The sequence below is a fragment of the Maritalea sp. genome, assembly GCF_051251695.1.
Taxonomy (GTDB): Bacteria; Pseudomonadota; Alphaproteobacteria; order Rhizobiales; family Devosiaceae; genus Maritalea.
In genome coordinates, this window is the sequence record NZ_JBPOEU010000021.1 from 23,416 (window position 1) to 49,883 (window position 26,468).

At 48.6% G+C, this 26,468-nt stretch carries 26 protein-coding genes; 11 read left to right on the forward strand and 15 right to left on the reverse strand.

Translation table 11 applies throughout. From position 1 onward, the window contains the following. Positions 1-4 precede the first annotated feature (4 nt). The 3 genes from ACSHWX_RS13175 to ccoN are packed head-to-tail and all read right to left on the reverse strand — an operon-like array spanning position 5 to position 2,545. Positions 5-178: a cbb3-type cytochrome c oxidase subunit 3 gene (locus tag ACSHWX_RS13175; protein ID WP_435668687.1), complete on the reverse strand. Its 174-nt coding sequence runs from the start codon at positions 176-178 to the stop codon at positions 5-7. Between the two features lie 9 nt (positions 179-187). After that, a complete protein-coding gene (ccoO, locus tag ACSHWX_RS13180) occupies positions 188-919 on the reverse strand; it encodes a cytochrome-c oxidase, cbb3-type subunit II (protein WP_435668688.1) in 732 nt (243 codons plus the stop codon). Positions 920-931: 12 nt separating this feature from the next. Beyond that, entirely contained in the window at positions 932-2,545 is a 1,614-nt protein-coding gene (ccoN, locus tag ACSHWX_RS13185) for a cytochrome-c oxidase, cbb3-type subunit I (protein ID WP_435668689.1), read from the reverse strand. Between the two features lie 229 nt (positions 2,546-2,774). Here ccoN and ACSHWX_RS13190 point away from each other — a divergent pair, with 229 nt between their 5' ends. Continuing rightward, positions 2,775-3,257 (forward strand): hemerythrin domain-containing protein, encoded by a 483-nt coding sequence (locus tag ACSHWX_RS13190; protein WP_435668690.1) that lies wholly within the window; start codon positions 2,775-2,777, stop codon positions 3,255-3,257. 18 nt (positions 3,258-3,275) lie between these two features. Here the strand turns inward: ACSHWX_RS13190 and typA are convergent, their stop codons facing one another. After that, complete coding sequence (gene typA / locus ACSHWX_RS13195) at positions 3,276-5,099, reverse strand: translational GTPase TypA (protein WP_435668691.1); 1,824 nt, start codon at positions 5,097-5,099, stop codon at positions 3,276-3,278. A 187-nt stretch (positions 5,100-5,286) separates the two neighbouring features. Here typA and ACSHWX_RS13200 point away from each other — a divergent pair, with 187 nt between their 5' ends. Further along, complete coding sequence (locus ACSHWX_RS13200; protein ID WP_435668692.1) at positions 5,287-5,691, forward strand: GFA family protein; 405 nt, start codon at positions 5,287-5,289, stop codon at positions 5,689-5,691. A 26-nt stretch (positions 5,692-5,717) separates the two neighbouring features. After that, positions 5,718-6,896 carry a benzoate/H(+) symporter BenE family transporter gene (locus ACSHWX_RS13205; protein WP_435668693.1) on the forward strand — a complete coding sequence of 393 codons (1,179 nt, stop codon included), beginning with the start codon at positions 5,718-5,720 and terminating at the stop codon, positions 6,894-6,896. Positions 6,897-7,087: 191 nt separating this feature from the next. On the opposite strand, the gene ACSHWX_RS13210 is transcribed toward ACSHWX_RS13205, so the two are convergent. Then, positions 7,088-7,690: a VOC family protein gene (locus ACSHWX_RS13210; protein WP_435668694.1), complete on the reverse strand. Its 603-nt coding sequence runs from the start codon at positions 7,688-7,690 to the stop codon at positions 7,088-7,090. A 5-nt stretch (positions 7,691-7,695) separates the two neighbouring features. Beyond that, positions 7,696-8,916 carry an argininosuccinate synthase gene (locus ACSHWX_RS13215; protein WP_435668695.1) on the reverse strand — a complete coding sequence of 407 codons (1,221 nt, stop codon included), beginning with the start codon at positions 8,914-8,916 and terminating at the stop codon, positions 7,696-7,698. Between the two features lie 175 nt (positions 8,917-9,091). On the opposite strand from ACSHWX_RS13215, the gene ACSHWX_RS13220 reads away from it, so the two are divergent. The 4 genes from ACSHWX_RS13220 (at position 9,092) to ACSHWX_RS13235 (ending at position 12,293) form a co-directional block, all read left to right on the forward strand. After that, entirely contained in the window at positions 9,092-9,754 is a 663-nt protein-coding gene (locus tag ACSHWX_RS13220; protein ID WP_435668696.1) for a LysE family translocator, read from the forward strand. A 6-nt stretch (positions 9,755-9,760) separates the two neighbouring features. Continuing rightward, the gene (locus tag ACSHWX_RS13225; RefSeq protein ID WP_435668697.1) at positions 9,761-10,612 is read left to right on the forward strand and encodes a 23S rRNA (adenine(2030)-N(6))-methyltransferase RlmJ; all 852 of its coding nucleotides are present in this window, start codon (positions 9,761-9,763) and stop codon (positions 10,610-10,612) included. Between the two features lie 99 nt (positions 10,613-10,711). Beyond that, positions 10,712-11,266, forward strand: coding sequence for an isochorismatase family protein (locus ACSHWX_RS13230; protein WP_435668698.1), 555 nt, complete (start codon positions 10,712-10,714; stop codon positions 11,264-11,266). Between the two features lies 1 nt (position 11,267). Further along, positions 11,268-12,293: a GlxA family transcriptional regulator gene (locus ACSHWX_RS13235; RefSeq protein WP_435668699.1), complete on the forward strand. Its 1,026-nt coding sequence runs from the start codon at positions 11,268-11,270 to the stop codon at positions 12,291-12,293. 13 nt (positions 12,294-12,306) lie between these two features. On the opposite strand, the gene rlmN is transcribed toward ACSHWX_RS13235, so the two are convergent. The 3 genes from rlmN to ACSHWX_RS13250 all read right to left on the reverse strand — a co-directional run bounded on the left by rlmN (position 12,307) and on the right by ACSHWX_RS13250 (position 14,799). Continuing rightward, positions 12,307-13,503 (reverse strand): 23S rRNA (adenine(2503)-C(2))-methyltransferase RlmN, encoded by a 1,197-nt coding sequence (gene rlmN / locus ACSHWX_RS13240; protein ID WP_435668700.1) that lies wholly within the window; start codon positions 13,501-13,503, stop codon positions 12,307-12,309. 141 nt (positions 13,504-13,644) lie between these two features. Further along, complete coding sequence (locus ACSHWX_RS13245; RefSeq protein WP_435668701.1) at positions 13,645-14,181, reverse strand: invasion associated locus B family protein; 537 nt, start codon at positions 14,179-14,181, stop codon at positions 13,645-13,647. Between the two features lie 72 nt (positions 14,182-14,253). Further along, positions 14,254-14,799, reverse strand: coding sequence for an invasion associated locus B family protein (locus tag ACSHWX_RS13250; RefSeq protein WP_435668702.1), 546 nt, complete (start codon positions 14,797-14,799; stop codon positions 14,254-14,256). A 203-nt stretch (positions 14,800-15,002) separates the two neighbouring features. Between ACSHWX_RS13250 and ACSHWX_RS13255 the strand changes: the two genes are divergently transcribed. After that, on the forward strand, positions 15,003-15,476 hold the full coding sequence (locus tag ACSHWX_RS13255; RefSeq protein WP_435668703.1) for a low molecular weight protein-tyrosine-phosphatase: 474 nt from the start codon (positions 15,003-15,005) through the stop codon (positions 15,474-15,476). A gap of 104 nt (positions 15,477-15,580) precedes the next feature. Here the strand turns inward: ACSHWX_RS13255 and thpR are convergent, their stop codons facing one another. Then, complete coding sequence (thpR, locus tag ACSHWX_RS13260) at positions 15,581-16,120, reverse strand: RNA 2',3'-cyclic phosphodiesterase (RefSeq protein WP_435668704.1); 540 nt, start codon at positions 16,118-16,120, stop codon at positions 15,581-15,583. Between the two features lie 278 nt (positions 16,121-16,398). Here thpR and ACSHWX_RS13265 point away from each other — a divergent pair, with 278 nt between their 5' ends. Both ACSHWX_RS13265 and ACSHWX_RS13270 read left to right on the forward strand, forming a co-directional pair. Continuing rightward, positions 16,399-17,169 (forward strand): Bax inhibitor-1/YccA family protein, encoded by a 771-nt coding sequence (locus ACSHWX_RS13265; protein WP_435668705.1) that lies wholly within the window; start codon positions 16,399-16,401, stop codon positions 17,167-17,169. Between the two features lie 78 nt (positions 17,170-17,247). Further along, entirely contained in the window at positions 17,248-17,751 is a 504-nt protein-coding gene (locus tag ACSHWX_RS13270) for an N-acetyltransferase family protein (RefSeq protein WP_435668706.1), read from the forward strand. Here ACSHWX_RS13270 and ACSHWX_RS13275 read toward each other — a convergent pair. The 3 genes from ACSHWX_RS13275 to ACSHWX_RS13285 all read right to left on the reverse strand — a co-directional run bounded on the left by ACSHWX_RS13275 (position 17,748) and on the right by ACSHWX_RS13285 (position 19,829). Then, positions 17,748-18,050 carry a DUF2794 domain-containing protein gene (locus ACSHWX_RS13275; RefSeq protein WP_435668729.1) on the reverse strand — a complete coding sequence of 101 codons (303 nt, stop codon included), beginning with the start codon at positions 18,048-18,050 and terminating at the stop codon, positions 17,748-17,750. The two genes, ACSHWX_RS13270 and ACSHWX_RS13275, sit on opposite strands and share 4 nt — an antisense overlap. Before the next feature lie 383 nt (positions 18,051-18,433). After that, positions 18,434-19,177 carry a DUF1223 domain-containing protein gene (locus ACSHWX_RS13280; RefSeq protein ID WP_435668707.1) on the reverse strand — a complete coding sequence of 248 codons (744 nt, stop codon included), beginning with the start codon at positions 19,175-19,177 and terminating at the stop codon, positions 18,434-18,436. A 97-nt stretch (positions 19,178-19,274) separates the two neighbouring features. Continuing rightward, a complete protein-coding gene (locus tag ACSHWX_RS13285; protein ID WP_435668708.1) occupies positions 19,275-19,829 on the reverse strand; it encodes a TetR/AcrR family transcriptional regulator in 555 nt (184 codons plus the stop codon). A gap of 76 nt (positions 19,830-19,905) precedes the next feature. On the opposite strand from ACSHWX_RS13285, the gene ACSHWX_RS13290 reads away from it, so the two are divergent. Next, positions 19,906-20,508 carry an NAD(P)H-dependent oxidoreductase gene (locus ACSHWX_RS13290; protein ID WP_435668709.1) on the forward strand — a complete coding sequence of 201 codons (603 nt, stop codon included), beginning with the start codon at positions 19,906-19,908 and terminating at the stop codon, positions 20,506-20,508. A 67-nt stretch (positions 20,509-20,575) separates the two neighbouring features. Here ACSHWX_RS13290 and acnA read toward each other — a convergent pair whose 3' ends face one another. Together acnA and ACSHWX_RS13300 are read right to left on the reverse strand one after the other, a co-directional pair. Beyond that, on the reverse strand, positions 20,576-23,251 hold the full coding sequence (gene acnA / locus ACSHWX_RS13295; RefSeq protein ID WP_435668710.1) for an aconitate hydratase AcnA: 2,676 nt from the start codon (positions 23,249-23,251) through the stop codon (positions 20,576-20,578). A 289-nt stretch (positions 23,252-23,540) separates the two neighbouring features. Further along, a complete protein-coding gene (locus ACSHWX_RS13300; protein WP_435668711.1) occupies positions 23,541-26,333 on the reverse strand; it encodes a bifunctional aconitate hydratase 2/2-methylisocitrate dehydratase in 2,793 nt (930 codons plus the stop codon). Between the last annotated feature and the right edge of the window lie 135 nt (positions 26,334-26,468).

Here is a 26,468-nt window from a genome sequence, read left to right on the forward strand (position 1 = left end):
CGACCTATTCCTCTCCAGCAGGCTTGCGATCATCTTTTAGTGGAATTTGCGCGGCTGTCTCAGCGTGCCGTTTTGCGCCCGGGCGAAACATAAACAAGATCACCAGAACAAAAACCGCCAGCATGTAAAGAAGGCCCCAACTATCGGCAAAGTGCCGAAAACTATCATAATCAATCATAATCGGTTCCTATCGATAGTTTGCTTCAGCGTTATACGCACTCAGATCCACCAGCGTGCCCAGCATTTGCATATAGGCGACCAGCGCATCCATTTCCGTTAGCTTTGTCGGGTCGCCATCAAAGTCGCCAAAAACAGCTTTTGGATAACGTGCTTCAACGCCTTCCCAATCCGCATCCGGGTCAGCTTGGGCTGACATATCAGCATAAGCATTGGCCACCATCTCATCGGTGTAAGGCACACCAACACGCTGGTTCGCAATCAGATGGTCGCCGATATTTTCATATCCAAGCTCAGCTTTTGCCAAGAAACCATATGAAGGCATGATACTTTCAGGCACCACCGATTGTGGATTGGTCAAATGCTGAACGTGCCATTCATTAGAATAGCGATCGCCCACCCGCGCCAAATCTGGCCCGGTACGTTTTGACCCCCACTGGAACGGATGGTCATACATGCTTTCCGCCGCCAGTGAATAATGCCCATAACGTTCCACTTCGTCCCGGAAAGGACGGATCATTTGGGAGTGACAATTGTAACATCCCTCACGAATGTAAATGTTACGTCCCGCCAGTTCGAGCGGTGAATAAGGACGCATCCCCTCCACCTTCTCAATCGTGTTTTCCAGGTAGAACAATGGTGCGATCTCAACGATACCACCAATTGAAACAACCACCAGACCACCAACCAATAATAGGGTGGCATTGCGCTCGATCACGCCGTGCTTCTCTAAAAGTCCCATTAGATCTCTCCCCTATTCTGCAGGTTGGGCTGAAGCGGCATGTGCCACAACGATGGGTTTTTCATTACGAGATTTGCCCTTGATGGTCATGTACACATTGTACGCCATCACCAAACCACCAACCAGATACATCGCTCCGCCAACAGCACGCAGCACATAGTAAGGTTTCAATGCAGCAACTGATTCAGCAAACGAGTAAACAAGGAAGCCTTCAGCATCATATTCACGCCACATCAAGCCCTGGGTAATTCCAGACACCCACATAACAGCGGCATAAATCACGATGCCAAGCGTTGCGAGCCAGAAGTGCCAGTTGACCATTCTAAGCGAATAAAGCTGCTCACGATGCCACAATTTTGGCACGAGGAAGTAGATCATGCCAAAGCTGATCATTCCCACCCAACCAAGCGCACCGGAGTGAACGTGACCAATGGTCCAGTCAGTATAGTGTGATAAACCGTTTACCGCTTTGATGGACATCATTGGTCCTTCAAATGTCGACATGCCGTAGAACGCAACCGCGATCACCATCATGCGGATAATCGGATCGGTCCGCAACTTGTCCCACGCGCCCGATAGCGTCATCAAACCGTTGATCATACCGCCCCAAGAAGGCATCCAAAGCATAATGGAGAACACCATACCCAATGTCTGCGCCCAATCTGGCAACGCAGTATAGTGCAAGTGGTGAGGACCAGCCCAAATATACATGAAGATCAGTGACCAGAAGTGAATGATCGACAAGCGATAGGAATAAACCGGACGCTCAGCTTGTTTGGGCATGAAATAATACATCATACCCAAGAAGCCCGCTGTTAGGAAAAACCCAACCGCATTATGGCCGTACCACCACTGGGTCAACGCATCTTGGACACCTGCAAAAGCCGAATAGCTTTTTGAGCCCAAAAGAGAGACCGGCATGGAAAGGTTGTTGACCACATGCAGCATTGCGATGGTGAAAATAAACGCCAGATAGAACCAGTTCGCCACATAAATGTGAGGCTCTTTACGCTTGATCAGCGTGCCCATGAACAGGATTAGATACCCGACCCACACAATTGTCAGCCATAGATCAACATACCATTCAGGTTCCGCATATTCGCGACCCTGGGTACTGCCCAACAAATAGCCTGTCGCGGCCATAACGATGAACAATTGATAGCCCCAAAAAACGAACCACGTTAGCGTGTCCGAAATCAGACGCGCCTGACAGGTGCGTTGCACCACATAAAGACTTGATGTGATTAGCGCTGTGCCACCAAAAGCAAAAACCACTGCTGAGGTATGCAACGGACGCACACGACCAAAGTTCAAATAAGGTTCAATGTTAAGCTCGGGAAATGCCAACTGCAAAGCGGCAATAACCCCAACCAAAAAACCAACACAACCCCAAAACGTGGTCAGGATAACGCCGAATTTAATCGGCTCATCCAAATATCCAGATTTGTCGCCTGGCCCTTCGCCAGCAACACCCACGCGACGCAACATTATAATCGCGCCAATACCAGTTGCTGCTGCCAAAACCCAAGCATGGGTTTGATAAAGTTGATCTTGCCCAAACGCTGCGGCAAACACGGCCAACAAAGCCGCCAGCCCCAAGACGATAGTCCAGCCCAAATTCTTCATATAGTCCCCGCAATATCTCTCGCATTTTGCCCAAAAGAACGCGAGCGCCCCTTTGCATTCGAAAAGCAATCTAGTTTTGTTTAGAGCAGAGCACGTTGATCTAGGTCAAGGTTGTCTTTTGTCACTTGTGGCCAAATGTCCCACGGCAATTACAAAGCTTGGACGCTTGAACGGAGGACCTATTTTTTTTGGGGTTTAATCGTCCATCTGCAGGGAGAGAACGCCAAAAATGTCCAATCCACGCATCGACGACTTGTTGGCAGGTTTGCGCAAGAACCATCACGACAAGCATGCACTTTGCGACCGTCTAGAAGAAATTGCTGATGCCTTACCTGATAAAGTTGATCGCAACGTTTGCGTTTCCACAGCGCGGGCAATTGAGCCAATTTTAAAAAAGGCGCATCAATATGAGGAGGAAACGCTGTTTCCCGCGCTTAAGAAGCTCATTAAGGGCGCTGACGAGCAGGCCGCAATTTTTGAACGGCTAAAAATTGAACATCACGAAGACCTGTGCTTTGGCGAAGAAGTGCGCGACGTTTTAGCATCCTATGGAACCGGCAAGCCCATGCAAACCGCAGACGCCACAGGCTATATGTTGCGCGGGTTTTTTGAAAGTTTGCGTCGCCACATGGCCATTGAACAAGAGCTCGTGCTCCCTCTAAAAGCGCAAACAAAAACGGCGCCAGATTATTCATCCAGCGCCGTTAAATAATTTCAGATTAATGAGCGATCAGCCTGCTTTTGCAGAAGCCCGAGATGCCCGTTTACGATCATGCGGATCGAGCATGATTTTACGGATACGAATGCTCTTTGGTGTCACTTCAACATATTCATCGTCAGCGATGTACGACAAAGCTTGCTCCAAGGACATTTTCTTTGGTGTGGTCAACTTAACCGCTTCGTCTTTACCAGAAGCACGCATATTGGTGAGCTGCTTGCCCTTCAATACGTTCACTTCCAAATCATTGCCGCGAGAGTGCTCGCCAACAATCATGCCGGTATAAACATCAACACCTGGATCAATAATCATCGGTCCACGATCTTCAAGGTTGAACATCGCAAAAGCAACCGACTTGCCAGAACCGTTTGAAATCAGAACGCCTGTGCGACGACCCTGCATTTTACCACGGTAAGGTGCATATTCATGGAACACCCGGTTAAAGATTGCAGTACCGCGTGTGTCAGAAAGCAGTTCAGGCTGATAACCGATCAAACCGCGAGTTGGCACATGGAACACAAGCCGTGTGCGTCCGCCACCAGATGGTTTCATTTCGATCAGATCGCCCTTGCGCTCTGCAAGTTTTTGCACAACTGGGCCAGAGAATTCTTCATCAACATCGATGATGACTTCTTCAATCGGCTCATAACGCTCACCGTCAATTTCGCGGTAAACCACTTTTGGACGACCAAGGCACAATTCAAAGCCTTCGCGACGCATGGTTTCGATCAAAACAGACAAAAGCAATTCGCCACGACCAGCTACTTCATAGCTGTCGCCGTCGCCTTCTTCGCCGTCAGAAACTTTAAGCGCAACATTGCCCTCAGCTTCTGCAAACAAACGGTCGCGAATGACGCGTGATTGAACTTTATCGCCTTCTTGACCAGCCAATGGTCCGTCATTTACACGGAACGACATGGACAATGTTGGTGGATCAATCGGCTGCGCTTGCAACGCTTCGGTTACACCCGGTGCTGCAATCGTGTCAGCAACAGTTGCCGTAACCAAACCAGAAATGGCAACAATGTCGCCCGCATTAGCTTCTTCAACCGGCACACGCTCAAGGCCTCGAAAGCTCAAAACTTTAGAAATGCGGCCGCGCTCGATGATTTTGCCATCGTTCGACAAGGCATGCACAGCATCATTTGGCTTAAGAGAGCCAGACAAAACACGACCGGTCAAAATCCGACCCAAAAATGGGTTAGATTCAATCGTGGTCGCCAACATCCGGAACGGGCCTTCTTCAACATGAGGCTCTTCAACATGGTCAAGCACCATATCTAAAAGCGGGGTCATGCTTTCTTGCGGACCTGTAGGCTCTTCTGCCATCCAGCCTTGCTTGGCGGAACCATAAAGCACTTTAAAGTCGAGCTGTTCTTCATTTGCGTCCAAAGACACGAACAGGTCAAAAATCTCGTCCAGCACTTCTTCATGCCGTTCGTCAGACTTGTCGATCTTGTTGATCGCCACAATCGGCTTCAAACCAATTTTTAGCGCCTTGCCCAAAACAAACTTGGTTTGAGGCATTGGGCCTTCAGCCGCATCGACCAAAATGATCGCGCCATCCACCATGTTCAAGATACGCTCAACCTCACCACCAAAGTCGGCGTGGCCCGGTGTATCAACGATATTGATCTGTGTGTCTTTCCAATCAACGGAAGTCACCTTCGCAAGAATGGTAATGCCACGCTCGCGTTCCAAATCATTGCTGTCCATTGCCCGCTCTTCAACGCGTTGATTGTCGCGGAATGAACCAGACTGCTTAAGCAGAACGTCGATAAGCGTTGTTTTGCCATGGTCAACGTGTGCGATGATGGCAATATTGCGCAAAGCCATTGTAAAGATCCAATCTATAGGGAATTCATCTCTTGAGCGGTGCTTTAAGGCCGATTGGCCAAAAGGGCAAGTTTTAAATCACAAATGGACCTCAAAACCCTAGCTTTTGCTTAATTTTTGTAGGCAAGCGACAAATTGATCGCTATGTTTTTTCAAGTTTGGTTGATCCACAACAAAAGTTGAAGCAATGTCCGCACCCCATCTCCTAAATGGCAAATGCCTATGTGGCGATGTTTCTTACCGCGTTGCAGATGAATTTGAGTATGCGATGATTTGCCATTGCAATAATTGCCAACGGGCAACAGGATCAGCCTTTAAACCATTCGCCGGCATCAAAATAGAAAAACTGGTCCTTGATAAACCAAAAGACGCAATTTTGGTATTCGGAGACGAAGTTAATCACGATGCCCACTGCGCCAAATGCGGCTCGCTGCTGTTTTCGCTGGTACGCGATGGGACCTATGCGCACGTCACATTAGGCACGCTCATCGATCAGCCCTTTATTCAACCCACCCACCACATCTTCGTAAAATCAAAAGCCGACTGGCTAGTCATCGGCGACGATCTTCCCCAATTCCAAGAATTCAACTGACTTTTTAAATTTCAAAGTGCTTCATTATGCTCCGTGACTTTTCACCCCAAGCTCTAATTATTGGGCTCATTACCGGCTTTGTCGGTTTTTCCAGCTCGTTCGCAATTGTATTGCAAGGCCTGCTCGCGGTTGGTGCCAGCCCGGAACAAGCAGCAAGCGGCTTGACCGTGATGAGCATTGCCATGGGCGTGTGCGCGATCATCCTAAGTCTGCAGCGAAAAATGCCAATTTCCGTCGCATGGTCGACCCCCGGTGCAGCCCTGATGATCAACTCCGATCAATTGGCTGGCGGGTTTAACGCCGCGATTGGCGCATTTCTTTTTTGCGCCATCCTGATCATCATTTCCGGCGTTTTTCGACCCTTTGGCCGCGCCGTTGAAAAATTACCCGTTTCCTTGGCCAACGCCATGCTGGCAGGCATTTTGATGCCTTTATGTTTTGCCCCCATCAAAGCCATTGGGTTCGACCCAATGCTTGGACTGCCTATTGCTCTCGCATGGCTAATAGTGGGTTTCTTCAATAAATTGATGGCGGTTCCTGCAGCGCTTCTTGCCTTTATTCTAGTGATCACATTTGGCGTTGAATTGCCTGTCGATACCATGAGTAAACTTGGCGAAGCACTGATGCCTCGCATCATTTTCACCGCCCCCATCTTTGACCTCGCAACCATCATTTCCCTTGGTCTACCGCTATTTCTGGTGACTATGGCATCCCAAAATATTCCCGGGATGGCCGTCCTGAAAGCCAATCACTATGACACCCCCGCCGGACCACTGTTCACCGCAACCGGACTTTTCTCAGCCCTTGCTGCCCCCTTCGGCAGCCATGCAGTAAACCTTGCTGCCATCACCGCCGCCATGTGCGCCAGCCCCGATGCGCACCCAGATAAAGACAAGCGCTATTGGGCCGCGATCATCACTGGTGTGGTCTATATTATATTCGGACTATTTGCCGGATTGGCGATCACCTTTATAACCCTGGCACCTGCCATTTTGGTTGAAGCGGTCGCAGGCCTAGCGCTTATTGGAGCCTTCGCCGCCGCGGCATTCGGCGCTTTAAAAGCCGAAGCCGACCGACATGCCGCTGCCGTCACCTTTTTGATCACGGCTTCAGGCGTGAGTTTTTTTGGTATCTCCGGCGCGTTTTGGGGATTGTTGACAGGCATCGCGATTTTAGGCGCTTCAAAATTCATCGCCCAGAAATAAAAGGGCCCCGAAGCAGCGCTCCGGGGCAAGTTCCCCTTATTCCATCAATTAGCAACAAGGGAGTTCACAATGCATCAAAGATGCGGCGCGATATTGCACAGGACTTGGTATGCTGACAAGAGAACCAAAAAGATACCAACCATCTCTTTTTCAGGCACATTCATCGAATTGGTATCTATAGTTGAGGGTATCTAACGCTCAAATCGCACAATCTGATCATCGCCCGTCTTAAGTTCAAATCCAAACTTACAGCGATCCATTAAAACCGGCACGGGCCACCCCCCGTCCAATTGGGCAATAGCTGATCCCCAAAGCTTGGTCAGCTGCAAGCCCTGGCCAGCAACTCCATCCAAGGGGTGAAGTCCATTGTGCCACTCAATCAAATAGGGCAATGCCCCGTCTTCAAGCAACGCACCATCGTTTGTGATGCCAAACTGCCAAGATAATCGCCCACGGGTAACGTCAATCGTCGTGAGTGCATCAAATGGTGGTTTGCTGACTGCGGTTTGAATATCGCTGGAGCTGGCGATGAATCCGAGCAAGGCAATATCATCGCTCGCAAAAGGTTCCCCCAAACCAAACCAACGTGATCGCTTTGGCTCAGCGTCTGGGTTTGAGGCAATCAATTCCAAATAGATCGGATAAGTCGGCGTTTCAATTCGCCACAACTTATTATGGGTGGCAAACAATTCATGCTCGCCACCACCAAAGGGTTCAACGCCAAACATTTCGCTGAGCGTCTTGGTTCCACTCGCCAGATCATTTACACCCAGCGCCAAATGATCCAGCTTCATAAGGTCTAAACCTTGATCTTTTTCCGGGCTGCAAAAGTTTTCAGGCGAAGCGCATTTAACTGTATAAAGCCTTGCGCATCCATATGATCGTAAGTGCCCGAACCTTCTTCAAAGGTCACCAAATCTTCCGAGTACAGCGAATAGGGCGAAGAGCGGGCGATCACCGACGCGCTACCTTTATAAAGCTTCAAGGTCACCTCACCGGTCACCATCTCTTGGCTGTTGTCGATCAAAGCTTGCAACATTTCGCGCTCAGGCGAATACCAGAAGCCATTGTAAATCAGCTCCGCATAACGGGGCATAATTTCGTCTTTAAGATGCGCCGCGCCGCGATCCAAGGTAATGGATTCAATGCCACGGTGTGCAGACAACAATATTGTGCCGCCCGGCGTTTCATAGATGCCGCGTGATTTCATACCAACAAAGCGGTTCTCGACCAAATCCAGACGACCAATGCCGTGCTTGCCGCCAAGCTCATTGAGCTTTGTCAGCAATGTTGCAGGGCTAAGCGCCTCGCCATTAATTGAAGCTGCATCGCCCTTTTCAAAACCGACCGTGATGATTTCAGGCTTATCCGGCGCATCTTCTGGCGCAACTGTGCGCTGATACACATATTCAGGCGCAATGTCGGCCGGGTCTTCAAGCACTTTGCCTTCAGACGAAGTGTGCAACAGGTTAGCATCAACTGAAAACGGCGCCTCGCCTCTTTTGTCCTTTGGCACCGGAATTTGGTTCTGCTCTGCAAATTCAATCAAACTCGTGCGACTTTGCAAATCCCACTCGCGCCATGGCGCAATCACCTTGATGTGCGGATCAAGCGCATAGGCACTCAATTCAAACCGCACCTGATCATTGCCCTTACCCGTCGCACCGTGCGAAATCGCATCCGCACCCACTTCATGAGCGATCTCGACCAAACGTTTGGAAATCAACGGCCGCGCGATTGATGTGCCCAGCAAATATACGCCTTCATACAAAGCGTTCGCGCGGAACATTGGAAATACAAAGTCGCGCACAAATTCTTCGCGCACATCTTCAATATAAATCTCTTTGATGCCCATCAGCTCCGCTTTTTTGCGGGCTGGTTCAAGTTCTTCGCCTTGACCGAGATCGGCGGTAAACGTCACCACTTCGCAATCATAGGCAACTTTGAGCCACTTTAGAATAATGGATGTATCAAGACCGCCAGAATAGGCGAGCACAACTTTGTTGATGTCTTTGCTCATGAAAAACGCTGTTCTTTTCTCAAGTTCGAAGGAATTCGCTTCACCTTATGGCAAACCACACAATTGGCGCAACGTCATTTCACTAGACAAACGTCCAATCAAAAGATCATATGTGCGAATTCAAGTTCAGTTTTACGCCAACCGTGCAAGAAGAATTCTAAGGGGAATTCTATTTATGTCAGATTTGATATCGATGTTTATGCCAACCTGGCCAATGCTCGCTGCGTTTAGCGTTGCTGCAATCATTCTTGCCGTTACGCCTGGCCCAGATATGGCTCTTTTTCTGTCGCGCTCGCTCAATTTTGGTCGCGCTCACGGATTGGCATCCCTTGCAGGGGCATGTACTGGCATTTTGGTCCACACCGCTTTGGTAGCGCTTGGCATTTCAGTATTAATCGCTGCTGCACCAATTGCTTTTTTGGTGCTTAAAATCGTTGGTGCGCTTTATCTCATTTGGCTCGCAATCGCCGCCATTCGTTCTGGCGGCAACTTTGCAATGGCGAACAAGGCAACAGCAAAACGACCAAGCTATCTAAAAAGCTATATGACGGGCCTTGGCATTAACTTACTAAACCCGAAAGTGGCATTGTTCTTCATCACATTCCTTCCCCAATTCGTTACCGCAACGGACCCATTTGCTGCACTCAAACTTTGCACTCTGGGCGTATTCTTTGTGATCATCACCATACCGGTTACCGCCGGCATGATATTTGCGGCGGATTGGCTATCTGAAACATTGGCTAAATCCAAATGGATCGGGCGTGCGCTCAACTATAGCTTTGCCGCTGTATTTGCCAGTTTTGCCGCCATCATTCTCACCGCTCAAGCTAGGCACTAGTTACCCATGAATTATCGTCACGCCTTCCACGCTGGTAATTTCGCCGACGTCATCAAACACATCATTTTGACGCGGATCATTTGCTATCTGCAAAAGAAAGATAAAGCCTTCCGCGTGCTCGACACCCATGCAGGTATTGGTCTTTATGACCTCACCAGCAGCGAGGCCCAGCGTTCGCCGGAATGGAAACAGGGTATCCAAGCCCTGATGAATGCAAAACGCTCAACCGAGTTGAACGCGCTCATCAAACCCTATTTGGATGTCATAAATGAGCTCAACGCATCAGGAACACTAAAGCTTTATCCGGGCTCTCCGCTGCTTGCACGCAAACTCATGCGCTCCCAAGACCGGCTGACCGCCACGGAACTACACCCCAAAGATGCGGTGACGCTAAAATCTCATTTTGAAGGCGACATTCAAGTTAAAGCCATCGAACTGGACGGCTGGCAAGCACTTGTGGCCCACATGCCACCAAAGGAAAAACGCGGCCTAGTTCTCGTTGACCCGCCTTTTGAAAAACCGGACGAATATACCCGCCTCGCTTCCGGCCTGTTCCGGGCCCACAAACGTTTCAGCACCGGCACATACGCCCTTTGGTATCCGATCAAAGATCTGGCGCAAATTCAAACCTTCGTCGATCAGCTTTACAATACCGGCATCAAAAAGGTGTTGCGGATTGAATTCAATACGCATCAGCCCACCAACCCGCCAAGCCTTCACGGCACCGGCATGATTGTAGTCAACCCACCCTTTACGCTGGAAGAAGAGATGAACCTGATTTTGGCTGAATTGGAACCAATTTTGGCGCCAGAAGGAAAAGGTGGCTTCAACATAAGCTGGATCTACAATGAGGACTGATAATGTCCTGTTTTGTCCTAAACTTGTCTGAGCGCGACATATATGCATTGATATAAAGGCTTTATGATCCAGCCTATGTTAAAGTAGGAAAGGCCTATTATGTCCAATTCACACCATGCCCTTATCGTTGTTGATGTTCAGGAGAGTTTTCCACATCGCGACTATTACCAAGAAAAATATGTGCCTGCATTTTTGCAACACGCGCAAAAGCTAATCGATGGCGCCGCTAAGGCTGGCATCAAAACTGTGCAGGTTTTTCATGTTGAGCCTGAAGGCGCATTTTCAAAGGCGTCTGGCTTCATCAAAACGCTATCCCCAATTACCATTCAGCCAGACACCATAATCGAAAAGTTCCGCCACAGTGCATTCGCCGGCACCAGTCTGGACATTTGGCTGAAAGAAAACCGCATCAACGAGCTCACCATTTGCGACATTCGCACCGAACAATGCTGTGAAACCACAACCCGACACGGTTCCGATATTGGCTATAAAATCAACTATGTAACCGATGCGACCCTGACCTTTGATATGACCCACCCAGACGGCAGCACCCTAAATGCTGATCAAATAAAGCACCGCACTGAAACCGTTTTATCAGGCCGGTTCGCTACCATTCGATCTGTTGATGAGGCCATCGCGAACTTTAAGGGCTAACATGAACAAGCATCCGGCAAAAAACATCATCAAGGTCTACTTCGTTTTGGGCCCAATCCCCCTGATGTTGGATTTTGCCGGTCCATGCGAAATCTTCCGTCGTGCAAACATCATGCAAGATCAAACCTATTTCGACGTGCGTTTTGTCGGTAATCATCGTGAAATTCAAACCTCGATTGGTTTGCCGGTTTGTAATATCAATCCGCTACCTTCCACTATTGAAGATGATGCAATGGTGATCATTTCTGGCAGTGCCAGCACAATTTTGGGCCATACCGACTTGCCGACAAGTACAGAAATTAACGCCGAAAACACCGCCATCGTGAACTGGCTAAAAACCAGCATCCGCCCTGCCCACAAACTCATCACTATTTGCTCAGGCGCGCTTTTGGCCGCAAGGGCTGGGCTGTTTGATGGCTATAAATGCACGACCCATCACGATAGTATTGAAGAACTCAAGTCGATCAGCACCAACATAAAAATTGAAGACAATTGCCTATTCACCACAGACCGCAACCGTTATGCCAGTGCGGGGATCACTTCTGGGGTTGATCTGATGTTAGAGATTGTCGGGGAGAAGCTAGGCATCGCCATCGCCGCGCAAATCGCTAAATTTTTGGTGGTTTACACCCGCCGAAACGGCTCAGACCCGCAAATGTCCCCTTGGCTAAAAGGGCGAGATCATCTGAACCCCACCATTCACCGCATCCAAGATATGGTTGGCAAAGCGCCAACGAAAGATTGGGATGTCACCCAGCTGGCAAATGCCGCAAATATGAGCGTCCGTCATTTTTCCCGGCTGTTCAACGCGCAAACAGGATTATCGGTGCCCGACTATATAAATGGCCTCAGGATCGCGATCGCTGAACAAAGCCTTCGTGCTGAAGACAAACAGATCGAAAACCTGTCCGACGAGTTGGGTTTTGCCTCATCACGCCATTTCCGTCGCGCATGGAACCAGCATCACGAATTGCCACCTCGCCAGTGGCGTAATGCCATGAAAACCGGCGCACCATTAAACGTCTAACAAAAACAGCAAACTAATGTGCCGCTGTAATCGCGTCGCGGTCTTTTTTCGTCATGCGTTCTGTTTCAGATTTCAGCTGACCACAGGCGGCAAAAATATCGCGGCCGCGCGGTGTGCGCACGGGGCTAGCATAACCTGCAATATTGACCACATCGGCAAATTTTTCGATTTGTGCCCAGCTCGAACATTCATATTCTGAACCTGGCCACGGGTTGAACGGAATAAGATTGATCTTGGCTGGAATACCATCCAGCATTTTCACCAAGGCCTTCGCATCAGCAATGGAATCGTTGATGCCCTTAAGCATCACATATTCAAATGTAATCCGTTTGGCATTGGAAAGCCCCGGATAGTCGCGACAAGCTTGCAGCAATTGCTCAAGTGGGTATTTTTTGTTGATCGGCACCAAAATATCGCGCAATTCGTCGCGAACAGCGTGCAAGGAAATCGCCAGCATCACGCCGGTTTCTTCACCCACTTTTTCAATAAATGGCACAACACCAGAGGTCGACAAGGTGATCCGACGTTTAGACAGGGATATGCCCTCACCATCAGACATCAACAACATCGCTTGTTTGACATGCTCGTAATTATAGAGTGGCTCGCCCATGCCCATCATCACCACATTGGTGATGGTCCGAAGTCCCTTTTTGGGCACAACGCCGTCCGTTGGGCGCGTTCCACCGGGGAAATCGCCCAAACGCTCACGTGCCATCAAAACTTGGGAAACAATTTCACCCGCGGTGAGGTTGCGCACTAATTTTTGCGTGCCCGTATGGCAAAATGTACAGGTTAGCGTGCAGCCAACTTGCGATGAAACGCAAAGTGTGCCGCGATCTTCTTCTGGGATATAGACGGTTTCAACATCCACCGGGGGCATATTGGGTTGCTCCGGGTCAGTAAATCGAAACAGCCACTTCCGTGTGCCGTCGCTTGAAACTTGTTCGGAAACAATTTCAGGACGATTGAGGACAAATTTTTCTTTAAGCTGCTCACGCAATCCCTTTGAGATATTGAGCATATCGTCAAAATCGGTGACCCCATTTACATATAGCCAGTTCCACAATTGGGAAACGCGCATCCGGATTTGTTTTTCAGTCAGGCCAAACGAAGCAAGCGCTTCGCTAAGTTGCACCCGATCCATGCCGATCAGTGATTGTTTTTTCGCTACAGCAGGGGTTGCAGCAGCCAAATCCAGAGTAACAGCCATTCTTATCACCAAATCATTAGGGGCATTTTGCACCGAGCAAAAGCCGCGCTCCAACCCAAGTTGAAACGATAAAGTTGGCTCACCTATCACATAGATGGAAGAATTACCAATAGGAGGGATGAAATATCTAGGGTCTAAACCCTAGCGATTGCAGGCAGCGTCGATTTTGCGCATCGATGCTGTAGCACCCGAAAGCGAGAACGTTAGCGCAACGCGCACGCCCTGCTTATTGATCCCCTCAAACACCATTGTGGTGCCCCGGCGCATGGCAGATGCCATTTCGTTGGACAGGCTCACATCTTCAAGCCAAGCAGCATCGCCTTGGGTGAACATGGAAAACGCTTCCCCGCCAATTTTCACACTGGCCAAACTATCAGTGCCAAACTCAAATCCCGCAACCAAGTTCATTTCATGGGAAACGCCTTGATTTGGGCGATGCGTCACATAAAAATAGGGCTGATCAATCTCAGCAAGTTCAGGTTCTACTGAAACTGGCTTGGCATGAATAAAGCAAATCGCGGTGCTGGATTGTGTCGTTGAATACGCCGACCAAGCCTTAAAACTGCCCAAAGACTGAACGGATTGCCCAAGCGCTACGCTGCCAAACAACATGGTGGCAACTGTCGCGATGGTCAGTTTCAATAAAGTGACTTTTTGACTGGCAAGCATAGATCTCATGAATTCAATTCGTTGTGAAGTGGACAAAGTGCGGATGTTATAAACCACACTTTGTCCTAAAACGCATCATTTCTATTTGCAAGATTTGTCGATCTCATTCATCGCCGCTGTAACCCCGGACAATGAATAAGTGTCTGTTGTGCGTGTGCCGCGCGTTGAAATACCGCGCACTACCAATTCAGAGCCGCGCTTCATAGCAGCAACAAAACCAGCTTCATCGGCAGTCGATGCCAACCAACCCGCTTCTTGCGCGCTGTCAGTCACCATCGGATAAGCCTTACCGTCCACGGTCGCAGAAGCTTCGGCACCCGGTTTAAACGGATAGCCGATCAATGTTGCCACTTCATTGCGTTTTTTACTGCCTTCGCGGTGCGTAATGATGAAATGGATTGGGCTACGATTAACCCCGGTAGGTTGGCTATCCCCTGGCGTCGCAGAAATATAACAAATCTTTCCATTTGCATCTTTGTCGGTCCAGGCGGTCCAGACCTTAAATGTACCTAATTTCGTGGCAGCCTCAGCGCTAGCGACAACTGAAAAAGTTGAGAGCGCAGCAATGCCAACAGCAATCGCGAAATTTTTCATATTCTTTGTAAAATCCATCTTTGCCATATTCATCTCTGGGTTCCTGTCCAAAATACCCGCTTCCCGCATCATTATCCGCCAACGAAGTTACCAAGCTGCAAACATTTGCAACCATTTTATACAAATGCCAACATACGCCACAATTGGGCGGGAATTTGACGCTTGCTAAAGCTTTTCACCTGTTTCACCCTTCTAGGTGAATGAAGTCTTAACAAACCTGTAAATCGAGACCTGCTTTGGCCAAATCTATCCTGTTCGTCTGCTTAGGTAACATATGCCGTTCACCCACAGCTGAAGCCGTGTTTACCTATCGTTCGAAGCAGGCTGGGCTTACCAATTTAACCATTGATAGCGCCGGCACAGGCAATTGGCATCAAGGACATCCACCCGATATTCGCGCCACCAAACACGCCAAACGCCGCAATTATGAACTGAGTGTCCTTCGAGCGCGAACAGTTAAAACCGACGATTTCGAAAAATTCGACCTCATTCTCGCCATGGACAATGCGAATTATGCTGACCTAAAAACCAGCGCACCCACCAACTGCCATGCCAAGATCGAACTGTTTTTGACCTATGGCAGCCCTAAAACGCAAAAAACAAAAGAAGTCCCCGACCCCTACTATGGCGGCGATCAAGGATTTGAACACGTCCTCGACCTTATCGAAGACGCCAGCGATGGGCTGATCAAGGCACTTACCAACAAATAGAACAAACCCGGCCAACTTTTTGGCCGCCCCGCCGGAGGTACAGGTTTTGATATAGCGCGGTTTTAGCGCGTCATATTAAAACCGATGCGCACCATGAGTCAGAACTAAGCTGCCAGCGGATATGTCTCCTCAACAAGGTAAGGGCCACCACCAATAGACTCTTTAGCCGAATAAAGCACAAATTGGGACACTTTGAAGGTCAGGGGGTAAAACACCCCGGCCCGTCCAATATGTTTTGCAACATCACCAGCACTCACCCCGTTAAGCCGCGCCAATGTCACATGGGGCGTGAACTTTCGCCCATCAGGCTTAAGGCCAAACCGCTGCAACATACGTTCATGATCTTGATGTAATTCAACAAGTTCGGGACATGGGTCCAACCCGGCCCATAGCATCCGAGGCCGATTGCCACCAAAAACACCAAACTGATTGACGGTAACATTAAAGGGCGGATCCACCCGCAATTGAGAAAGACAATCAGCCACTTCATCAGCAGTTTGATGGTCCACTTCCCCAATATAGCGCAATGTGATGTGATAATTGGTGGGATCGATCCAGCGGGACTTGCCCAGTCCACCGCGCTTTAGTGAAAGCGCAAATGAAACGTCGCTTGGTATCTCCAAGCCAGTAAACAAACGCGGCATAAAACCTCATTTCTTCGTGACGTAGAACACTTCGTTTGAACGCCAAATATTAGGCATCCACTTGTCTTTTATACCATGATTCGCATCACAGGTTTGTTACATTGGGCTTCAATTCACTCAACGCATTGTTTTACGCGTGTTTCCATTCGTTTCTCGCGAAAATTTAACAAGCGATCGCCTTGTATTTTCCTTATTCCATGTCCATATTAGCCAGCGAACAGTATGGTACGCTAGTTTTGTGCCATATATAATAGCAATTGATAAAGAGGTTATCATCAATGGCACAATATGACCGTCAATCATCCACATCGCATGTCGGCGCTCAAGCCGCTATCGATGAAGGCTTGCGCAGCTACATGCTGGGCATTTATAACTATATGGGTATCGCGCTCGGTATTACCGGCGTTGTCGCCTATTTTCTAACCATGCTGACCACAACAACCAACCCAGATTTGGCTGTTGCCCAAATGCAAAACGGCATTATGCTGACATCACTTGGCTCAACCTTATATGGTTCACCATTGCAATGGGTTGTCGCTTTGGCACCGCTAGCATTCGTTTTCGGCCTTAGCATGGGCATCAACAAGATGAAATTCGCCACCGCTCAACTGGTGTTTTGGGGCTTTGCCGTTGCAATGGGCCTTTCGCTTTCATCGATCTTCTTGCAGTACACAAGCGAGTCAATCGCGAAGGTCTTCTTCATCACTGCCGGTACATTCGGCGCGATGAGCCTTTATGGGTACACAACAAAGCGTGACCTTACCGGAATGGGTTCATTTTTGATGATGGGCTTGATCGGTGTGATCATCGCATCCGTGGTGAACATCTTCTTGAACTCAGGTCCATTGGCTTTCGCCATCTCAGTGATCGGTGTGTTGGTGTTTGTTGGTCTGACCGCTTATGACACCCAGAAGATCAAAATGATGTATATGGAAAGTGACAGCAGCGAGAACATGGGCAAGAAAATGCTTATGGGCGCACTGACCCTTTATCTTGATTTCATCAACCTATTCATCATGTTGTTGCGTTTGTTTGGCAACCGCAACTAATCTGAATATCAAGATCGTTTGGTAAAATTGAAAGGGCTTCGTACACTAGTACGGAGCCCTTTTTCATGAGACTGTCCAATGAACATCCTAGCCTTTTCAAACCAGCACACCTCGTCGATTGCCGCGCTTTACGCGCACTATGTCGAGCACACCGCAATCACCTTTGATGTTGTTGCCCCTACCCCGCAGCAGATGGGCAATAAGCTCGTTGGTCTCACAAATGCTGGCTATCCCGTACTTGTGGCACAAAACAAAGACAAAACTGTTTGCGGCTTTGCCTATGCCAGTGCATACCGCCCCAAACCCGCCTATCAGCATACCTGCGAAGTCACCATCTATGTGACCCCTGACGCCCATGGCCAAGGCATTGGCACAATGCTGATGCAAAGCCTCATCGAAACGCTTTGTCAAAACCCGCATTTCCATCTGGCCATTGCCATGATTGCCGACGAAGCCCAGGCCTCAATTCACCTGCACAAGAAATTCGGATTTGAAACGGTTGGTCACTTAGATGAGGTGGGACATAAAAATGAAAAATGGCATGGCGTAACCATCATGCAGCGCAAGCTTGATGCGCTCTAGCGAATGGCAACAACGTCCCCATCAAGTACCCGCAGCACCTGATGCAATTCATGGCCACGCTTTAGCACCTGCCCCGCATGGCCAACCACCCGGTACATGCCCTGTTTTTTGCGCAGCTTCGGATCTTTTTCGACCCGGAAGACCGGCATTTCACTTGCCCGTTTAAAAATCGAAAACACCGCACGATCCTTAAGCATATCGATGGCGTAATCTTTCCATTCGCCCTTGGCGACCTGACGTCCATAAACGTTCAAAATGATCGACAGTTCGTGCCGATCAAAGCGCACCGTTTCGGGAATGGGTCTTGGTTTTGGTGGTTTGACATCATCATTTGAATGAACAAGCCGTAATTTCGCGGCTGATTTTGGCAATGCCCGTTCAGTCAAAGTCAAACTCCTGATTTCAAATCATCTTCGCCAATGATTGCCTCAATTTCACGGGAAAGCAAGACACAATAAACCATCAAATTGTCACAATCTGACCGAGATATTGCCGAATTACGCATCTATTAATTGAGCATAGCCTCCAGTATACCCCGGCCCTTGGACTGTTTTAGCCCCCAATCGAAGAGCAGCTCCAAGGTGCCGGACCCTCCAAAATCAGCTATAAACAAGATAAAACCCCCAAAGTGCCATTTGGGGGTTCTTTTTGTGCAGCTAAAACTAATCGTGGTTTGAAGCGCCTATTGGGTAAGGGCCGCAGCGCCCAACATTCGACCGGGTAGACCTTTTGCCGTGCGTTCTTGAACAAGTACCGCCAACCCATCAACTTCAGCCCCCAGCATTTGCGGCATAGGAATGCTAAGGTTCGTGCCGTTTGAAGGCGACCACATGCCAACAATTTGACGGTGTTTTACAACTGATGAATAGGTCAATGTCTGGCCACGGTTTTCACCACGCTGAATTTCAACTTTCACGCTTGAAATAAACGGCACCAACCAAATCGTTGCCTGCTCGATATTTGTATCAAATTTGGGAATTTCAATTGAAAGCATATCGCCTTCAACAGCAAATGAAACGCCAACGTCCAATGACGATGCTGCAATTGCTTTTTCGATCTTGTCCGCGTGTGAGCCTACAATATCAACAGTTCCATTGATCAAAAGCTGCGGCGTATAGATACGTTCTGCGCCAAGCTGGTGCGCATAACCGCGCTGAAGGTTTGAATGTTCCTCGTCGCTAAACGTGTCTTCCCAGCCAATATAGTTCCAATAGTCAACATGATAGGCAAGCGTGATCAGCTTTTTGTCATGCGCAAGCTCTGATAGTATTTTGTCCGCCGGCGGGCAAGAAGAGCAACCCTGCGAGGTGAAAAGCTCAAGAACCGCCACCGGTTCTGACTTTATACTCATGGCTAAAGCCGAACCTGAAACGATCGGCAAAACACCTGCAAAAGCAACGGCAACAATTTGGACAAATTTCTTCATGAGATTTTTCTAAGCTAAACCCGCTTCACCCGCCAGTCACACAAACTAACAAATTCGCGAGCGGGTACAATTTTTGATTTATCTTGACCAATTAAATCTACAATAGCGCGTCAATCAAAAGAGAAAGCCGCCTCTCAACCTCGTCACTTTTAGAACAAGCGCGCTGCAACACAACGGCATGGACAAGCAATGCGCGAACGGTTTCAATTTGCACCTCAGGTAATTTGGAGAGCTTAGTGTCCAGCTTACTAAACAATAATTCAAACAGTTTCATTTCACTGGGCTCTATAACTTTGCGGCATATATCCTGCCCATCGCCCAGCACCAAACGTGAATAAACGTCATCTGTAAAAATGAAGGCAAGCAATTCCAACAATATGGTCTTTAACACCGCCTTGTCGATTTTTGCAGTATTGGCTGTCAGTCGGTCGGAAATCGACTCAATATATCGAGCAAACAATGTCGCCGGCAACGCCAACTTTTCGCTGAAATGGGCAAGTACTGTTCCTTTCCCCACCCCAGCAGAGGTTGCGATTTGTGCAATTGATATCTGATCAAAACTTAGCCTGGTTGCTAAACCATCATAGGCCACCAAGATTTCTTCTCTGGTGACAAGCGCCCGCTTTTGTTTTCCTTCAACACGTACATTCATGACACACCTTAACATAATTGACTCCGGTCAAAAAGTCATTTATAAAACTTGACCATGGTCAATTATTGGAAATAAAATGACAAAAACACTCGTTCTATCAGGTCACCCGCGCTCAAACAGTTTCACCCAAGCTTTAGCCTCAGCATATGTTGAAGGTGTGCGACAAGCCGGTTCCAAAGCAACATTGTTCACGTTGCCAGAAATTGAACTGGGGCCATCCTCAACCACATCTTTGCCAACAAAAGAGGACTGGACAAGCGACATGGCAGCATTTTGGCAAGCCATATTGGAGGCCGATCACATCGTCATCGCTCATCCACTTTGGTGGGGAACGATGCCAAGTGAACTCAAAGCATTGTTTGACCAATTGCTGGTGTCAGGCGAGGCATACAAATATGTACAAGGCCAAGCCATGCCGGATGGCCTTCTCGCTGGACGCACCGCAGAAATCATCATGACGTCGGACACACCAGATTGGTATTACAAGCTTGGCTATCACAGCGCCCAATCCAAATTGATGAAAAATCAAATTCTAAAGTTTGTCGGTCTGAAACCAATTCGAACCACCCATGTTTCGCCGGTCCGCACCATGTCTGAAAAAATACGATCATCAAAGCTGGCGCAAGTTAAGCAATTGGGCTGTCGTCAGGCAACCGCTCAACAAAAAATGGCAGCCTAACCCAACAAAAAAAGCGCGACCCAAAAAGGGCCGCGCTTTTTAGTCAGTTCAAACGAAATGCTAAACTTTACGCAACGAGATTGCGCAGTACATAATGCAAAATGCCGCCATTGCGGTAATAGTCGAGCTCGTCTTCTGTATCGATCCGGCAAAGCGCTTCAAAGGTTTTATCAGAACCCTCTGCAGACTTGACCGACACTGTCACATCGCAACGCGGAGAAATGTCGCTAAGGCCTTCGATTGAAACTTCTTCATCACCGGTTAGACCAAGCGTTTCCCAGCTCGCACCATCTTTAAACTGCAATGGCAACACGCCCATGCCCACAAGGTTTGAGCGATGAATACGTTCAAAGCTTTCAACAATAACCGCACGAACGCCGAGCAATATTGTGCCCTTCGCTGCCCAGTCACGCGAAGATCCCGTGCCATATTCTTTGCCACCAAACACCACCAATGGTGTTTCATTGTCCGCATATTCCATCGCCGCGTCATACATGGCGGTAACGTCGCCTGATGGACCTTTAGTAAACCCGCCTTCAACGCCCGGCACCATTTTATTTTTAATGCGGATATTGGCGAACGTACCGCGCATCATAATCTCGTGGTTGCCCCGCCGTGAGCCGTAGGAGTTAAAGTCTTTTGGCGCAACTTGACGGTCCACCAAATATTGACCCGCAGGCGTATCCGCCTTGAACGATCCGGCCGGTGAAATGTGGTCGGTCGTGATGCTGTCGCCAAATAGGCTTAAGATACGGGCATTATGCACGTCCTTAATCGGCGCAATATCCATCGACAGGCCTTCAAAGTAAGGTGGGTTTTGCACATAGGTTGAAGACGAATTCCAACCATATGATTCCCCGCCTTCAACTTTAATCGCCTGCCAGCCTTCATCGCCTTTAAACACATCAGAATAGCGTTTCTTGAACATTTGAGGCGTCACATTCTCGCGCACGATAGTGGCGATTTCATCTGCAGCAGGCCAAACGTCTTTTAGATAAACCGGGTTGCCATCACTGCCCGTGCCCAAAGGCTCGGTGGTGATGTCGATGCTCATTTTACCCGCAAGCGCATAGGCCACAACCAATGGTGGTGACGCTAAATAGTTCGCCTTGACGTCGGGGTTCACCCGGCCCTCAAAGTTCCGGTTGCCCGAAAGAACCGAACACGCCACCAAATCCTCAGCGCTAATCGCTTTAGAGATTGCTGGCGGCAATGGACCCGAATTACCAATACACGTGGTGCAACCATACCCAACAAGGTTAAAGCCCATCGCATCCAAATCGTCTTGCAAGCCAGAGGCCGTAAGATAATCGGTCACAACTTGTGAGCCCGGTGCCAATGATGTTTTCACCCAGGGCTGAACTTTTAAGCCCAGTTTACGCGCATTGCGTGCCACCAAACCCGCAGCAACCAACACCGCAGGGTTGGACGTGTTGGTACAAGACGTAATCGCTGCGATAACCACATCACCATGGGTGATTGAATAATCGGTGCCGTCGACGGCAGCCATTGGCTCATCGGTTTTTGCAAATTCACCCGCAAGCGCTTCTGCGAATTTTGGCTTGGCTTCATCCAAATTCACCCGGTCTTGTGGGCGTTTGGGGCCAGAAATTGCTGGCACAACCTCACCCAGATCAAGATAAAGCGAATCTGTAAATTCTGCATCTTGTGTTGAACTGTCGCGGAACATGCCTTGCGCTTTGGAATAAGCTTCAACCAAAGCCACCCGATCGTCTTCACGGCCAGATGTTCTAAGATAACCAAGCGTATCGTCATCAACTGGGAAAAAGCCACATGTTGCGCCATATTCTGGTGCCATGTTGGCTATGGTTGCTTGATCTTCTAATGTCAGATTATCAAGGCCGGGACCATAAAACTCAACGAACTTGCCCACAACACCGCGCTGACGCAACATTTCCACAACCCGCAACACCAAATCGGTGGCTGTAATGCCATCACGCATATTGCCTTCAAGTTTGAAACCAATAACCTCTGGCAACAGCATTGAAATTGGCTGCCCGAGCATGGCCGCTTCCGCTTCAATACCGCCCACACCCCAACCAAGAACCGAAAGGCCATTGACCATCGTTGTGTGGCTGTCTGTACCTACAAGCGTATCGGGATAAGCAACGGTTTCACCGTTTTCTTCTTTGATCCAAACCGTTTGGGCCAAATATTCAAGGTTTACTTGGTGACAAATGCCGGTGCCGGGGGGCACCACGCGGAAATTATCGAACGCTTCTTGGCCCCAGCGCAAAAATTCATAGCGTTCGCCATTGCGTTCATATTCACGCTCTACGTTTTTGGAAAACGCTTGACCTGTTCCAAAAAAGTCAACCATCACAGAGTGGTCAATCACCAAATCAACTGGCACTTGTGGGTTAATCTTTTGCGGATCGGCGCCAAGCTTTACTGTGGCGTCGCGCATTGCGGCCAAATCAACAACCGCAGGAACACCGGTAAAATCCTGCAACAGAACCCGTGCTGGACGATATGCAATTTCATGGGAGGAGGATTTGGTCTTCAGCCAATCAGCACAGGCCTGAATATCCGCTTTGGTGACCGAGCGGCCATCTTCAAATCGCAAAAGGTTTTCCAACACCACTTTTAGAGAATTTGGGAGCTTAGAAATTCCCGTCAGGCCATTTTTCTCGGCTTCGGGAAGCGAATAATAAGTGTAGCTCTTGTCACCAACTTTTAGCGACTGCTTGGCGTTAAAACTGTTTAATGAAGTATGTGTCAATTTGCGACCTGCCTATCCAGATGGTTCAAACTGGTGCCGGTCAAAAACGCTTTCGACCAACAGCCGAGAAGGGGAACGCTACTGTCCCCACGGCAACGTTCAAAACTTATATAGTAAACCTAAACGTTTCTTGCCAGTGTTTGGTTCCATCCATTTTACACCAAGTCGGCCAAATTGCTCAAAATTTCCGAAAAAACACGAAGAATTGATGCCGAACCAGAAGCAAAAAAAGCCGGCGGGTAATCCCCACCGGCTCGCATTGCAAAATTCTTAGACGATTTGTGTAAGCCTAGAAATGAACTGACTTACTATCCAATGGCTTGACCTGAGGCGGCGCGAATTTGGTGAGGTCGATGCCTTCAACAGAAGCCTTGTACTCATCCAAACTTGGTGTACGACCAAGAATGGCTGAAAGCACCACAATCGGTGTGGACGCCAACAAGCTTTCGCCCTTTTTCTCTTTGGAATCTTCTACAACCCGACCTTGGAAAAGCCGTGTCGAAGTGGCTAGAACTGTATCGCCTTTTGCCGCTTTTTCTTGGTTGCCCATGCAAAGGTTACAGCCGGGACGCTCAAGATACATGATGTTTTCATATTCTGTCCGCGCTTGGGCTTTTGGTTTAAGGTCATCAAACTCAAAACCTGAATATTTTTGCAAAATTTCCCAATCGCCTTCATCCTTCAACTCATCAATGATGTTGTAGGTCGGGGCAGCAACCACAAGCGGCGCGTTAAACTCCACTTTGCCATTTGCTTTTTCAAGATTGCGCAGCATTTGCGCAACGATTTTCATGTCGCCCTTATGCACCATGCATGAACCAACAAAACCAAGGTCTACCTTTTTGTCCGCACCATAATAGCTAATCGGGCGAATGATGTCGTGGGTGTAGCGCTTAGAAATTTCGATGTTGTTCACATCAGGGTCAGCAATCATTGGCTCCACGATTAGATCCAAATCGATAACCACTTCCGCTGCATATTTGGCATTATCATCAGGGCGCAATGCAGGTTTTTCACCCGACTTGATTTCACCAATACGCTTGTCAGCAATAGCGATTAGATCGTGAAGCGTTTTGGCTTCATTTTCCATGCCCTTGTCGATCATCACTTGAATGCGGCGTTTCGCGATTTCAAGTGACTCAATAAGCGTGTCGTCTTGTGAGATACAGATCGAGGCTTTCGCCTTCATCTCTGCGGTCCAATCGGTAAAGGTGAAGGCTTGGTCAGCCAACAAGGTCCCAATATGCACTTCAATGATCCGACCTTGGAAAACATTGTCGCCAAATTGCTCGAGCATTTGCAATTGGGTCGCATGAACAACATCACGGAAATCCATGTGGTCGGCCATTTTGCCTTTAAACGTCACTTTCACCGACTCTGGAATGGGCATTGTCGCCTCACCCGTCGCAAGGGCCAGCGCCACCGTGCCACTATCCGCGCCAAAGGCCACGCCTTTAGACATACGCGTATGTGAATCGCCACCAATAATGATCGCCCAATCATCCACCGTAATGTCATTCAAAACCTTATGAATAACGTCGGTCATGGCGTGATATGCGCCTTTTGGATCGCGAGCAGTGATCAAGCCAAACTTATTCATAAAGCTCATCAGCTTTGGAATATTGTTTTGCGCTTTAATGTCCCACACAGAGGCAGTGTGACAACCAGACTGATATGCCCCATCAACAATCGGCGAAATCACCGTGGCCGCCATGGCTTCAAGCTCTTGCGAGGTCATCAGGCCGGTAGTGTCTTGCGAACCAACAATATTCACTTCCACCCGCACGTCTGACCCGGCATGCAATGGATTTTTACTCTTCACGCCAACGGCGTTCTTGTTGAAAATTTTCTCAACTGCGGTCAGGCCTTGGCCTTCATGTGAAATTTCTTTGGCTGGCGCAAAAACAAGCGGCGCATCAATGCCCAAAACATCAGCAGCAAAGCTTTGCAACTTTTTACCAAACACAATCGCATAAGAGCCAGCCGCTTTGATAAACTCAACCTTTTGAGCGGTCAAAGCCGAAGAAATGTCTGTGTGCTCGATCTCGCCGGTTTCATCCAGCAGCTTCTTTTTCTTCGTGTTGATGGTCAAAACGGTGCCCGTTTCAACCGAGTATTTTTCTTCCAAAACCGCATCACCATTATTGTTGATGATCGGTTTGCCGTCTGGGCCTGATTTTTTAACCCAATTCTTTAGATCAATGCCAATACCGCCGGTCACCCCGACAGTGGTCAAAAAGATCGGCGAAATACCGTTTGTACCCGCAACAATCGGCGCAAAGTTCACAAATGGAACATAAGGGCTCGCTTGCTTGCCCGTCCACAATGCAGCGTTGTTAATGCCAGACATCCGTGATGAGCCAACGCCCATGGTGCCTTTTTCTGCGATCAACATAACGCGCTTATCAGGGTGCTGAAGCTTCAGCGCTTGAATTTCGGCTTGTGCTTTGTCGGAGATAAAACATTTGCCGTGCAATTCGCGGTCAGAACGCGAGTGCGCTTGATTTCCTGGTGATAGCAAATCTGTGGAAATATCGCCTTCCCCGGCGACATAGGTTACAACTTTGATTTCTTCTTCAGCTTCAGGAAGCTTGGTGAAAAACTCAGCTTTCGCATAGCTTTCAAGAATATCTTTTGCGATCTGCTTACCCGCATCATAAGCAGCTTTGAGGCGGCTCGTGTCAGCGTCATAAAGGAACACTTGGGTTTTCAAGACATCTGCGGCTTGCTCAGCAATTCCAGCATCATCACCCAGTGCCAAATCAAGTAGCACTTCAATCGAAGGTCCGCCCTTCATGTGTGACAAGAGTTCAAACGCAAACTTTGGCGTAATTTCTGAAACAACAGATTGGCCTAGAATGATCTCTTTTAAAAACTTGGCTTTCACACCCGCCGCACTCGTGGTGCCGGGCAAGGTGTTGTAGATGAAGAAGTTCAGGCTTTCCTTGCGGTGCTCATTGCCCGCATCTTTGATCTGCTCAACAATCTCTTGAAGCAGCGCGCCATCATCAATTGGCTTGGGGTGCAATCCGTCAGCTTTTCGAGTTTCAATCTCGTTTAGGTAATCTGTATATAAGCCCATGGTTTGCGACCTTCCATTCTAAATATTGCCTTCTATGTCACCTCGCAGAAATCACGCAAGAAGCCACGAAAACCTTCCTGTGCGCATCAATATTTTAACCGTCATCCAGTTGCAAGAAATTTTGACCTCTCTTTA